Raw genomic sequence first — 12956 nt, forward strand, 5'->3', positions numbered from 1 at the left:
AAAACTCTGTGGGAGGGAGCATGCTCCCTCCCACAGGTGTTCGCTCGCTAGTTACTGATCGCCAGAATGCTCGCCTGGTACGCCCCTACAAACACATCGAAATCCCCTTCTTCGTTCTGCTCAAGCTCGGCCTGCTGTACCAGGGATTGCCGGGCGTTTTCTTCGAAGGCGCTCTGTTCCCGGGCAGGCAACGGCGCGGCGCGGAAGAATTCGGCGTGGGCCTTGCTCTGGCGCAGCGAGAACTGGGCGAAACTTTCCTGGTGTTCTGCCATGGCGGCCAGCACTTGGGCGGAAGGGGTCAGTGACGGGTCCCGGACCTTCGCCAATTGCGCGTCCAATGCCTGACGGTGGGCATCGCCCCCCTGGCTCTGGTCGAGCAGCGAGGCCAATGGCGCGATTTTCTCCAGAAGCTCGACGGCCCAGGCTTGCATATCCACCGATTGCCCTTGGCGCTGCAATTGCAAACCGGGCCGACGGCCTTCCTTGACCACGGTCAGGAAGTTGTTCGTCGCATTGCTGCACTCGTTGTTTTCCAGCAGCGGACTGTCGTTCAGGCCGCAATACAGCAGGAACGCATCGAGGAAGCGCGATTCGGTGAGGTCGATGCCCATCGGCAGGAATGGGTTGATGTCCAGACAACGGACTTCGACGTACTGGATGCCCCGGGCCATCAACGCCTGGATCGGGCGCTCGCCGGTATAGGTCACGCGTTTTGGGCGGATGTTGGAGTAGTACTCGTTTTCGATCTGCAAAATATTGGTGTTGAGCTGCACCCACTCACCATTCTTATGCGTGCCGACTTCGACGTAGGGTGCGTACGGTGTCGCCACCGCCTTGCGCAGGCTGTCGGTGTAGCTTGCCAGGTCGTTGTAGCAAGGGGTCAGGCCGGCCTGGGCGTTGCTTTGGTAACCCAGGTCGCTCATGCGCAGGCTGGTGGCATACGGCAGGTATAAGGTGTCCGGGTCCAATTGTTCCAACTGGTGCGGGCGGCCACGCAGAAAGCCGGCATCCAGAGCCGGCGAGGCACCGAACAAGTACATCAGCAACCAGCTGTAGCGACGGAAATTACGGATCAGCGCGATGTAGGCCGATGACTGGAAATCACGATCGCTCGTTTCAATGGCTTCGGCCTGACGCAGCAGCGGCCAGAGTTTTTCCGGCAGGGAAAAGTTGTAGTGGATCCCGGCGATGCATTGCATGGTCTTGCCATAGCGCAGGGCCAGCCCCTGGCGGTAGACATACTTGAGCCGGCCGATGTTCGAGGTGCCGTAATACGCGATCGGAATGTCTTCCTCCGCTGGCAGCGGGCACGGCATCGAAGGACTCCACAGGTACTCGTCGCCGAGCTTGCTGTAGGCAAACCGGTGGATCTTGTCGAGGCTGCGCAAGGTGTCGGCCACGTCAGCCTGAGCCGGGGTGATGAACTCCAGCAGCGACTCGGAATAGTCGGTGGTGATCTGCTCGTTGGTCAGCGCCGAGCCCAGGGCCTCGGGGTGCGGGGTCTGCGCCAGATGCCCGGTGTCCGTGACGCGCAGGCATTCACGTTCGATGCCATGCAGGCACTGCTCGAGCAGGGAGAGGTTGGCGCGCTCGCCGAGCAGAGCCAGGCGGCGGTTTAAAAGGTCGCTCAAGTTGAATTCCTTCACGCGTCAGTCGCCCCAATATGGGGGTGGTCAAGACGGTCTACAAGGGTGAAGTTGAAACTGGCGTTTTCGCCTGGTTTTTGTGCTGCCAAGGACTGAGCGCCGCAATCCCCTGTGGGAGCGGGCTTGCTCGCGAAGGCGGTATGTCAGTCGGCATTGGAGTCGCCTGATACACCGCCTTCGCGAGCAAGCCCGCTCCCACAAGGATTTCCGACACCGCATTCGCAGCGCCGAAATTAACCCAAATCGATGACAGGGAGCTATAGGACTGCGAACGTGCCTTGTGCTTTTGCGACCAGTTTGTCGCCTTGCACCACCTCAGCCTCGACCACCAGCGTGCGCCGACCCGGGTGAATGACCCGGGCCGTGCACAGCACCTCACCGTCGGAGACGGCGCGAATGTAGTTGATCTTGCATTCGATGGTCGCGCTCTGCTGGTCAAAGCCGTGGACACTGGAGCAGGCCAGTCCCATGGCGATGTCCACCAGGCTGAACAGCGCGCCGCCGTGCAGCTTGCCGCCACGATTGCGCAGCGGTGGCTCAAGGCTCAGGGCGACTTGCGCCACCCCGTCCCCCAGGCTGTGCAGACGGCAGCCGAGCAGCTTGAAAAAGGCGCTTTCCACCAACCCGGCTGGCGCATCCATCAGCGTTTCTTCAACTGTTTGGCATTGGCGAACAGCGAAGCCATGGCGTTGTTCGCCGGGGCCTGTGTGACGCTTTCCTTGCGTGGCGCGGTGTTCTGCGACTGGCGCGGTGTCGAGCCGGGACGAGCACCACGGGCACCGTCGACTTTCTCGCCCGGCGTATCGCTCATGCGCATCGACAGGCCAACGCGTTTGCGCGGGATGTCGACTTCCATGACCTTCACTTTCACCACATCACCGGCCTTCACCGCTTCGCGCGGGTCCTTGATGAACTTCTCCGACAGCGCCGAAATGTGTACCAGGCCGTCCTGGTGCACGCCGATGTCGACGAAGGCACCGAAGTTGGTGACGTTGGTCACCACGCCTTCGAGGATCATGCCCGGTTGCAGGTCCTTGAGGTCTTCGACGCCGTCCTGGAACTCGGCAGTCTTGAACTCGGGACGCGGGTCGCGGCCGGGTTTCTCCAGTTCCTGAAGGATGTCGGTGACGGTGGGCAGGCCGAAGGTTTCGTCGGTGAATTTTTTCGGGTCCAGGCGCTTGAGAAACGCCGCATCACCGATCAGCGAGCGGATGTCGCGGTCGGTCTGGGCGGCGATGCGTTGCACCAGCGGGTAGGCCTCAGGGTGGACTGCCGACGAATCCAGCGGGTTGTCGCCGTTCATGACGCGCAGGAAGCCGGCGGCCTGTTCGAAGGTTTTTTCACCCAGGCGCGGGACTTTCTTCAAGGCGGCGCGGGTCTTGAACGCACCATGTTCATCGCGATGAGTGACAATGTTCTGCGCCAGCGTGGCGTTGAGACCCGAGATACGCGCCAACAGCGCTACCGAAGCGGTGTTCACGTCCACACCCACGGCGTTCACGCAATCCTCCACCACAGCGTCCAGGCCGCGGGCCAGTTTCAACTGGGAAACGTCGTGCTGGTACTGGCCGACACCGATGGATTTCGGATCGATCTTCACCAGTTCCGCCAGCGGGTCCTGCAGGCGGCGAGCAATGGACACTGCGCCACGAATCGATACGTCCAGGTCCGGGAATTCCTTGGAGGCCAGTTCCGACGCCGAATATACCGATGCGCCGGCCTCGGAAACCATAACCTTGGTCATCTTCATGGCCGGGTATTTCTTGATCAGTTCAGCAGCCAGTTTGTCGGTCTCCCGGCTAGCGGTGCCGTTGCCAATGGCGATCAGGTCCACCGAATGCTTGGCGCATAGCGCGGCAAGCACGGCGAGGGTCTGGTCCCACTTGTTATGCGGCACATGGGGGTAGACCGTGGCATGGTCCAGCAGCTTGCCGGTGGAGTCCACCACGGCCACTTTGCAACCGGTACGCAGGCCGGGGTCCAGGCCCAGGGTGGCGCGCGGCCCGGCGGGTGCGGCCAGCAGCAGGTCGTGCAGGTTGTGAGCGAAGACGTTGATCGCCTCGGTCTCGGCGTTGTCGCGCAGTTCGCCCAGCAGATCGGTCTCCAGGTGGGTGTACAGCTTGACTTTCCAGGTCCAGCGCACCACTTCGGCCAGCCATTTGTCGGCGGCGCGGTTCTGGTTCTGGATGCCGAACTGCTGGCCGATCATGCCTTCGCAGGGGTGCATGGTGCCGGGCAACTCATCGCCCACCTTCAACGCGGAGCTGAGAATGCCTTCGTTGCGGCCGCGGAAGATCGCCAGGGCGCGGTGTGACGGCATGCTCTTGAGCGGTTCGTCGTGCTCGAAATAATCGCGGAACTTGGCGCCTTCCTCTTCCTTGCCAGCGATCACTCGGGCGCTGAGGGTGGCTTCCTGCTTAAGGTAATTGCGCAGTTTTTCCAGCAGGTTGGCGTCTTCGGCGAAACGTTCCATCAGAATGTACTTGGCGCCTTCCAGCGCCGCTTTCACGTCCGCCACACCTTTTTCGGCATCGACGAAACGCGCGGCTTCGGTTTCCGGGGCCAGGGTCGGGTCGTTGAACAGACCGTCGGCCAACTCGCCGAGGCCGGCTTCCAGGGCAATCTGGCCCTTGGTGCGGCGTTTTTGCTTGTAGGGCAGGTACAAGTCTTCGAGACGGGTCTTGGTGTCGGCCAGCTTGATGTCACGCTCAAGTTGCGGGGTCAGCTTGCCCTGTTCCTGAATGCTGGCCAGGATGCTGACGCGCCGCTCGTCGAGTTCTCGCAAGTAACGCAGGCGTTCTTCCAGATGACGCAGTTGGGTGTCATCGAGGCTGCCGGTCACTTCTTTTCGGTAACGGGCGATAAAGGGCACCGTGGAGCCTTCATCCAGTAGCGCGACGGCCGCTTCGACCTGTTGTGGGCGTACGCCGAGTTCCTCGGCGATGCGGCTGTTGATGCTGTCCATAAAACCACCTGAAAAATTGTGAAATCAGACCCGCCACCGCAGAAGCCGGGCTCGGCGAGACTGGTTGAGCGGCCTGGCGTGCGCCGCTGCCTGGGTCAAGAGGCTGCCTGTTGACCCGCGAAATTCAGAAAGTGCTGCCTGGCAAGGGAAAAAACGATACGTCGGGATCACGATCCGACATTCCCTGGCACAAAAGGCCGCGCATTATAACCAGCGTTCCGTTCTTAGGGGGCTCCGTGGTCTGTAGGCTTGATACCCGGATTGCTGGAGATAGAGGAAAAATCTGCTAACAATGCACACGGTGCGTATAACCGCAGCTAGGCCATAATGCGCGCCGAGATCAAAGGAGCTTCCTATGAGCAGCACTGCACAAACTGCTGAAGGCGAAAAAATTCTTATTGTTGACGACGATCCGGGGCTGAGCAGCCTGCTGGAGCGCTTTTTCGTCAGCAAGGGCTACCGCGCCCGCACCGTACCGAACACCGAGCAAATGGATCGGCTGCTGGCCCGTGAAGTCTTCAACCTGGTCGTACTCGACCTGATGCTGCCAGGTGAAGACGGTTTGACGGCCTGCCGTCGCCTGCGTGGCGCCAACAACCAGATCCCGATCATCATGCTGACCGCCAAGGGCGATGAGCTGAGCCGTATCAAGGGGCTGGAGCTGGGGGCCGACGATTACCTGGCCAAGCCGTTCAACCCGGACGAGCTGATGGCCCGGGTCAAGGCGGTGTTGCGTCGTCAGTCGGCGCCGGTGCCTGGCGCCCCGGGCAGCGAAGATGAAAGCGTGACCTTCGGCGACTATGAACTGTCACTGGCCACTCGCGAGCTCAAGCGCGGTGATGAGATACACATGCTCACCACCGGTGAGTTCGCCGTGCTCAAGGCCCTGGTGATGAACGCCCGTCAGCCGCTGACCCGTGACAAGCTGATGAACCTGGCCCGTGGCCGTGAATGGGATGCCCTGGAACGCTCCATCGATGTGCAGATTTCCCGTCTGCGCCGGATGATCGAGCCCGATCCTTCCAAGCCGCGTTACATCCAGACCGTCTGGGGTGTGGGTTATGTATTCGTGCCGGATGGCGCCGCCGGCAAGTGATCGGTGATTTGTAGGAGCGGGTGGCCTGACGGGTTGAATTTCTTCCTGCAGGCGACTCGCGGTCCGTTATTGTGCGAGCATCGCTCGCTCCTGCAAGTGTGTAGCGGCTATTCATGAAAACCCCCGTTTGGTTCCCCCAGAGCTTCTTCTCCCGCACCCTCTGGCTGGTGCTGATTGTCGTGCTCTTTTCCAAGGCACTGACGCTTGTCTACTTGCTGATGAACGAAGATGTGCTGGTGGACCGGCAGTACAGCCACGGCGTTGCCTTGACCCTTCGAGCCTATTGGGCCGCCGATGAAGCCAACCGGGAGAAGATTGCCGAAGCGGCGACCCTGATCCGGGTGGTTGGCGCCGGTGTGCCGGAGGGCGAGCAACACTGGCCTTACAGCGAGATCTATCAACGGCAGATGCAGGACGAACTCGGCGCCGATACCGAAGTGCGATTGCGCATGCACTCGCCTCCGGCGTTGTGGGTGCGTGCGCCGAGCCTGGGGGATGGCTGGTTGAAGGTGCCGTTGTACCCCCACCCGTTGCGCGGCCAGAAAATCTGGAACGTGCTGGGCTGGTTCCTGGCCATCGGCCTGTTGTCGACGGCCTCGGCGTGGATCTTCGTCAGCCAGCTCAATCAGCCGCTCAAGCGCCTGGTCTACGCGGCCCGGCAGCTGGGCCAGGGTCGTAGCGTGCGACTGCCCATCAGCGACACCCCCAGTGAGATGACCGAGGTGTACCGCGCCTTCAACCAGATGGCCGAGGATGTCGAACAGGCCGGTCGCGAGCGTGAACTGATGCTGGCGGGCGTCTCCCATGACCTGCGCACGCCGTTGACCCGTTTACGGCTGTCGCTGGAGTTGATGGGCGAGCACACCGACCTGACCGATGAAATGGTCCGCGATATCGAAGACATGGACGCGATTCTCGATCAGTTCCTGGCGTTCATTCGCGACGGTCGGGACGAGTCCGTGGAAGAAGTCGACCTCAGCGAGCTGGTACGGGAAGTGGCCGCGCCCTATAACCAGAACGCCGAGAAAGTGCACCTGCGCCTGGAGCCGATCCAGCCGTTCCCGTTGCGCCGGGTGTCGATGAAGCGATTGTTGAATAATCTGATCGGCAATGCTCTGAATCACGCCGGCACGGGCGTCGAAGTGGCGGCTTATGTTTCCGGGGATACCAGCGCGCCCTATGTGGTGCTCAGCGTCATGGACCGTGGTGCAGGGATCGCCCCGTCGGAACTGGAAGCCATTTTCAACCCCTTCACCCGCGGCGACCGCGCCCGAGGCGGAAAAGGCACCGGATTGGGCTTGGCCATTGTCAAGCGCATTGCTTCGATGCACGGCGGCAATGTCGAGTTGCGCAACCGCGCCGGGGGTGGTCTGGAGGCGCGGGTGAGGTTGCCGTTGGGGCTGTTGTTGCCTAGGGATGCGGTATAGGGATACACCTGTTTACTCAAGAGCTGATGTGGGAGCGAGCCTGCTCGCGATAGCAGCGGATCAGCAGCATTGATGTTGACTGACACGCCGCCATCGCGAGCAGGCTCACTCCCACCTATGAGTTAACCCTTGCCCTTGGTCCGGGTCATGTTCGGCCCGCCATTTTTTTCCAGATGCTCGATGATCATCCCCGCCACGTTCTTGCTTGTGGTGGTTTCGATCCCTTCCAGACCCGGTGAGGAGTTGACCTCCATTACCAGCGGCCCGTGATTGGAGCGCAGGATGTCTACGCCCGCCACGGCCAGGCCCATGACCTTTGCTGCGCGCAGGGCCGTCATGCGCTCTTGCGGCGTGATCTTGATCAGGCTGGCGCTGCCGCCGCGATGCAGGTTGGAGCGGAATTCCCCTGGCTTGGCCTGGCGCTTCATCGAAGCGATCACCTTGTCGCCGACCACAAAACAGCGAATGTCGGCGCCACCGGCTTCCTTGATGTACTCCTGAACCATGATGTTCTGCTTCAGGCCCATGAACGCCTCGATCACCGACTCTGCCGCCGTCGCAGTTTCACACAACACCACGCCGATACCCTGGGTGCCTTCCAGCACCTTGATCACCAGCGGCGCGCCGTTGACCATGGCAATCAGGTCGGGAATGTCGTCGGGAGAGTGGGCAAAACCGGTTACCGGCAAGCCAATCCCACGGCGGGACAACAATTGCAGCGAGCGCAGCTTGTCCCGGGAGCGGGCGATGGCCACGGATTCGTTGAGAGGAAACACGCCCATCATTTCGAACTGGCGCAGCACCGCGCAGCCATAGAACGTTACCGACGCACCAATGCGCGGGATCACTGCATCGAATCCTTCCAGCGGCTTGCCACGGTAGTGGATCTGCGGTTTGTGGCTGGCAATGTTCATGTAGGCGCGCAGGGTATCGATCACCACCATTTCATGGCCACGTTCGGTCCCGGCTTCAACCAGGCGACGAGTGGAATACAGACGCGGGTTACGCGACAGCACAGCGATCTTCATGCAACACCTGTGGCAGAGGTAGTGGACACCGGGAACACCGGCTTGTCTTGAACGTATTTGATACCCGGATTGACCACCAGTTGGCCGTCGATCAAGGCTTTGGAACCCAATAACAGGCGATATCGCATGGACTTGCGGCAGGCGAGGGTGAACTCTACTCGCCAGATCCGATCCCCCAGTGCCAGCGTCGTGCTGATCACGTAGCGGACCTGAGCGTGGCCGTTGGAGCTTTTTATCGTTTTGCGCGCCACCAACGGGGCTTCGCAGCGGCGATGGCGCAACTGCACCACCGTGCCCAGGTGCGCGGTGAAACGCACCCATTTTTCACCGTCGCGCTCGAAGGGCTCGATGTCGGTGGCGTGCAGGCTGGAGGTGCTGGCGCCGGTGTCGATTTTTGCCCGCAGGCCCGCGACACCCAGATCCGGGAGCGCCACCCACTCGCGCAGACCGACAACGGTCAGATGGTCAAAAGTCTTCAATAAAAAAACCTGCGATCAGTACATCGGATCGTGGAGCCCGCGAATTGCGGTATTCACGCAGAATAATCACAAAATGGCGACAGTTATCTACACACCTGTTTGCGCTCGTGACCGACAGCGGCGTGCATCGAGCCGCCAGTCGGTTCGGCCGACATTCTATCCGTCGGACCAAATTCGTGCGCCCGACAAAAACGGTAGTACAGTTCTGACTATTGGCTGAAAGAGGAATTGCAGTGGCACAAAAAAAGGAAGAAGACGACAAGGTCCGTCTCGATAAATGGTTGTGGGCAGCGCGATTCTATAAAACCCGTGCCCTGGCCAAGACCGCCATCGAAAGCGGCAAGGTCCATCACCGGGGTGAACGCTGCAAACCGGGCAAGGAGCCTCGCATCGGCGACGAATATGTCATTCGCGCCGGGTTCGACGAAAAAACCGTGGTGGTCGAAGCCCTGTCGATTGTTCGACGCGGCGCGCCAGAAGCCCAGACGCTGTATCGCGAAACCGAAGCCAGCATCGCCAAGCGTGAAGCCGCGGCTGCCCAACGCAAGGCCGGCGCCTTGGGGGTCAGCACCGACGGCAAGCCAAGCAAGAAGCAGCGGCGGGACCTGTTCAGGTTTCATGGCAGCAACAGCGAATAAAAGATCGGCCATTGGGGCCAGGAGTGCCTGTGGCTCAGATGAGCAGTCAGCCCCATCCCGTCAGACAAAGCCTTGCCTTGCTTGGAACCCACCCTGAATGTCCATAAAATGCCTGCCATCCTTTGTCATCACCTCAGATACCAGACCCTATGACTGATTTGCCGGATACCGACTACACCCAACGCTTCATCTTCGATGACAGCGACACTCGTGGCGAGCTGGTGGCGTTGGAGCGTAGCTACGCCGAAGTGCTTGCCAAGCATCCCTATCCGGAACCGGTCGCTCAACTGCTCGGTGAATTGATGGCGGCTGCGGCGCTACTGGTTGGCACCTTGAAGTTCGATGGCTTGCTGATTCTCCAGGCCCGTTCCGAAGGCCCGGTGCCGCTGTTGATGATCGAATGCTCCAGCGAACGCGAGATCCGTGGCCTGGCCCGCTACCACGCCGAGCAGATCGCCCCCGACGCGACCCTGGCCGACATGATGCCCGATGGTGTGCTGGCGCTCACGGTCGATCCCACCCACGGCAAGCGCTACCAGGGCATTGTCGATCTCGATGGCACGTCCCTGGCTGAATGCTTCACCAACTACTTCGTCATGTCGCAACAGACCAACACTCGCTTCTGGCTATACGCCGACGGGCGGCGCGCCCGCGGTCTGCTGCTGCAGCAATTGCCCGCCGACCGCCTTCGCGACCCGGAAGAACGTGACGCCAGTTGGCAGCACATCACGGCTCTGGCCAGCACCCTGAGCGCCGATGAGCTGCTGAGCCTGGACAACGAAACCGTGCTGCATCGGCTCTACCACGAAGAGCAGGTGCGCCTGTTCGACGGTCAGCCGTTGCGCTTCCAGTGCAGCTGCTCTCGTGAACGTTCCGGCAATGCGCTGGTCAGTCTGGGTCTGGAAGATGCGCAGCAACTGGTGATCGAGCATGGTGGCGCCATCGAGATCGATTGCCAGTTTTGCAACGAGCGCTACCTGTTCGACGCCGCGGACATCGCTCAATTGTTCGCCGGTGCGGGTGTCGACATACCGTCAGATACTCGTCACTAAAACGGTTCAGCGCAGGTAAATCTCCTGGCAAACGCCGGATTTACGCCGTACTGACGGGAGGGCCCTACTTTTTTTGGGCTTTTCTGGCATAATCCGGCCCACTTTTTTCGGGTAGTAGTGCGCGACTTCCTACTACAAAACGTTTGGAGCACTCGGCCACAGGCCGACGGGGAATCTCATGACGCAAGCCAATAACGCCGTGTACACCGATCTGAGTGTCGATGATCTGGTCAAAGAAGCCCTGAGTCGCGGTGAAGGCGAGCTTGCCGATACTGGCGCGCTGGTTGTTCGTACGGGTCATCGTACCGGTCGTTCGCCGGTAGACCGTTTCATCGTTGAAGAGCCGACCACCCAGGACGCCATCGCTTGGGGGCCGATCAACCGCAAGTTCCCGGCCGACAAATTCGACGCCCTGTGGGACCGCGTAGCAGCCTATCTGGGCGAGCGTGAGCGTTTTGTGTCCCACGTTCATGTAGGTTCCGATCCTGCGCACTACCTGCCGGTCAAGATGACCACCGAGACTGCCTGGCACAACCTGTTCGGCCGCTGCCTGTTCATCAACCCCGAGCAGTACAACGCCGGTGGCAAAGATGAATGGCAGATCCTCAACGCACCGAACTTCGTCTGCGAGCCTGAGCGCGACGGCACCAATTCCGACGGCACCGTGATCATCAACTTCGCGGCCAGGAAAGTGCTGATCGCCGGCATGCGGTACGCCGGTGAAATGAAGAAAGCCCTGTTCTCCGTCCAGAACTTCCTGCTGCCAGCGGTTGACGTACTGCCGATGCACTGCGCGGCCAACATGGGCGAAGAGGGCGATGTGACCCTGTTCTTCGGCCTGTCGGGCACGGGTAAAACCACTCTGTCCGCCGATGAAAGCCGTTACCTGATCGGTGATGACGAGCACGGCTGGGGCGTTGGCGTGGTCTTCAACATCGAAGGCGGTTGCTATGCCAAGTGCATCGACCTGTCCGAGAAGAACGAGCCGGTTATCTGGAAAGCCATCCAGCACGGCGCCGTACTGGAAAACGTCGTCCTGGACCCGGTCACCAAGAAAGCCGATTACGCCGACGACAGCCTGACCCAGAACAGCCGCGCCGCGTACCCGCGTGAACTGATCGAAAAACGCGCACCGAAAAACCTCGGTGGCGAGCCAAACGCAGTGATCTTCCTGACCTGCGACCTGACCGGCGTACTGCCGCCGGTGTCGATCCTCAGTGAAGAACAAGCGGCCTACCACTTCCTGTCCGGCTACACTGCGCTGGTGGGCTCGACCGAAATGGGTTCGGGCAGCGGCATCAAGTCGACGTTCTCCACCTGCTTCGGCGCTCCATTCTTCCCACGTCCTGCCGGTGAGTACGCTGAGCTGCTGATCAAGCGTATCCGTGGCTTCGGCTCCAAGGTCTACCTGGTCAACACCGGCTGGACCGGCGGTGGCTATGGCGTCGGTAAGCGTTTCAACATCCCGACCACCCGTGCGGTGATCGCGGCCATCCAGAGCGGCGCACTGATCGGCGCTGAAACCGAGCACTTGGACATCATCAACCTGGACGTGCCGCTGGCTGTTCCGGGCGTTGATACTGGTCTGTTGAACCCACGCAACACCTGGGCTGACAAGGCTGCCTACGACGAAGCGGCCAAGGCATTGGCCGGTTTGTTCACCGAGAACTTCAAGAAGTTCGACGTGAGCGACGCGATCAAGGCGGCGGGTCCGCAGTTGTAAGGCTTGGTTTTCGAATGAAAAGAACCGCCCTTTTTAGGGCGGTTTTTTTGTGAGTGACTATTTGTGTGAAAGATGAAATGCGGGCGCCATATTGTCTTGCTCACGCCGCGATAATCCTAGTGCCCCAGCCAATACGGGCCATTGGCTGACCACCTCCTGGAACCGCGTAATGATGTCCTGTGCATCCGCTCGGCCGATCCGAAAATACTCAGCCACCTCTAGAGCGAGTTCCAGGTCCAGGGCATTGTCTGCATCGGTGATGTTGAGTTTCAGTCCATCGGCGTGTGGCACCGGGTTCGTGTCGTAGGCGGCGGACAGGCGCCATCCTCGGCCATTGAGCGATGTGTTATCTGGATCGTTCTCCAGGGCTTGACTCGCCTGCTCCAAAGCGCGCAATTCGACAAAAGGGGGAGCTGCCACACCGTCGCGGTCATCGAGGAAGTTGCCTTTAACATTTAGCTTGTATCGGAGCGCGCCGACTCGATAGAGATCATGCACCCCCAGAAGGTAGTCGGACTCGTACAGCTTGCTGCCTTTGGGAAGCAATTCGCCTCGAATATCTCGCTCCAGGCGCCGTTTCATTAACCGTTGCCCCCAGCGATCAGGGCTCGAATCGGCAAACACGCCAAAGCGGGTCTGGTGTTGGCCAGGAAACTGACGACCTTCAAAGAGCCTGATGCGAGGATCCAGGGGGGTGAAGCTCAACTCCGGATCGGACAGCGCGGGGATTCGACAGTCGCCAGCAGTGGTGGCTCTTCGGGAACTTTCATGCATCCGCCCAGCAGCAGGGACAGGATGAGGGTGGTGGCTAAAGTCAGTTTGTGCGACATGATGGTTTCCTTTTTTGAAGTCCGCGAGCATCAGGCGTCCTGCCGTTACGGGGTTCGCGGAGAATGTATTCT

The 12956-nt window shown here is 60.5% G+C and carries 11 protein-coding genes; 5 read left to right on the forward strand and 6 right to left on the reverse strand.

What is annotated here, in order from left to right; genetic code table 11:
* Positions 1-47 precede the first annotated feature (47 nt).
* The 3 genes from gshA to AAIS01_RS23245 all read right to left on the reverse strand — a co-directional run bounded on the left by gshA (position 48) and on the right by AAIS01_RS23245 (position 4611).
* Positions 48-1631, reverse strand: a complete 1584-nt coding sequence (gene gshA, locus AAIS01_RS23235; RefSeq protein ID WP_343470886.1) for a glutamate--cysteine ligase — start codon at positions 1629-1631, stop codon at positions 48-50.
* Between the two features lie 272 nt (positions 1632-1903).
* Positions 1904-2287 (reverse strand): PaaI family thioesterase, encoded by a 384-nt coding sequence (locus tag AAIS01_RS23240; protein WP_343470887.1) that lies wholly within the window; start codon positions 2285-2287, stop codon positions 1904-1906.
* A complete protein-coding gene (locus AAIS01_RS23245) occupies positions 2287-4611 on the reverse strand; it encodes a Tex family protein (RefSeq protein WP_343470888.1) in 2325 nt (774 codons plus the stop codon). The genes AAIS01_RS23240 and AAIS01_RS23245 overlap by 1 nt, the downstream gene beginning before the upstream one ends.
* Positions 4612-4966: 355 nt before the next feature.
* On the opposite strand from AAIS01_RS23245, the gene ompR reads away from it, so the two are divergent.
* Both ompR and AAIS01_RS23255 read left to right on the forward strand, forming a co-directional pair.
* Positions 4967-5707, forward strand: coding sequence for an osmolarity response regulator transcription factor OmpR (ompR, locus tag AAIS01_RS23250; RefSeq protein ID WP_039592639.1), 741 nt, complete (start codon positions 4967-4969; stop codon positions 5705-5707).
* 113 nt (positions 5708-5820) lie between these two features.
* On the forward strand, positions 5821-7134 hold the full coding sequence (locus tag AAIS01_RS23255) for an ATP-binding protein (RefSeq protein WP_343470889.1): 1314 nt from the start codon (positions 5821-5823) through the stop codon (positions 7132-7134).
* Positions 7135-7256: 122 nt separating this feature from the next.
* On the opposite strand, the gene rimK is transcribed toward AAIS01_RS23255, so the two are convergent.
* Positions 7257-8162, reverse strand: a complete 906-nt coding sequence (rimK, locus tag AAIS01_RS23260) for a 30S ribosomal protein S6--L-glutamate ligase (protein WP_092402059.1) — start codon at positions 8160-8162, stop codon at positions 7257-7259.
* Positions 8159-8641 (reverse strand): retropepsin-like aspartic endopeptidase RimB, encoded by a 483-nt coding sequence (rimB, locus tag AAIS01_RS23265; protein WP_025211286.1) that lies wholly within the window; start codon positions 8639-8641, stop codon positions 8159-8161. Before rimB ends, rimK begins: the two co-directional genes overlap by 4 nt.
* Before the next feature lie 233 nt (positions 8642-8874).
* On the opposite strand from rimB, the gene AAIS01_RS23270 reads away from it, so the two are divergent.
* From AAIS01_RS23270 to AAIS01_RS23280, 3 genes are all read left to right on the forward strand, one after another.
* Positions 8875-9279 carry an RNA-binding S4 domain-containing protein gene (locus AAIS01_RS23270; protein ID WP_343470890.1) on the forward strand — a complete coding sequence of 135 codons (405 nt, stop codon included), beginning with the start codon at positions 8875-8877 and terminating at the stop codon, positions 9277-9279.
* A gap of 149 nt (positions 9280-9428) precedes the next feature.
* A complete protein-coding gene (gene hslO, locus AAIS01_RS23275) occupies positions 9429-10331 on the forward strand; it encodes an Hsp33 family molecular chaperone HslO (RefSeq protein ID WP_343470891.1) in 903 nt (300 codons plus the stop codon).
* 178 nt (positions 10332-10509) lie between these two features.
* Positions 10510-12054, forward strand: a complete 1545-nt coding sequence (locus AAIS01_RS23280) for a phosphoenolpyruvate carboxykinase (protein ID WP_343470892.1) — start codon at positions 10510-10512, stop codon at positions 12052-12054.
* A gap of 57 nt (positions 12055-12111) precedes the next feature.
* On the opposite strand, the gene AAIS01_RS23285 is transcribed toward AAIS01_RS23280, so the two are convergent.
* Positions 12112-12915 carry a hypothetical protein gene (locus tag AAIS01_RS23285; RefSeq protein WP_343470893.1) on the reverse strand — a complete coding sequence of 268 codons (804 nt, stop codon included), beginning with the start codon at positions 12913-12915 and terminating at the stop codon, positions 12112-12114.
* Positions 12916-12956: the final 41 nt, after the last annotated feature.

This window comes from Pseudomonas halotolerans (genome assembly GCF_039581215.1).
In the GTDB taxonomy this organism is placed as follows: Bacteria; Pseudomonadota; Gammaproteobacteria; order Pseudomonadales; family Pseudomonadaceae; genus Aquipseudomonas; species Aquipseudomonas tehranensis.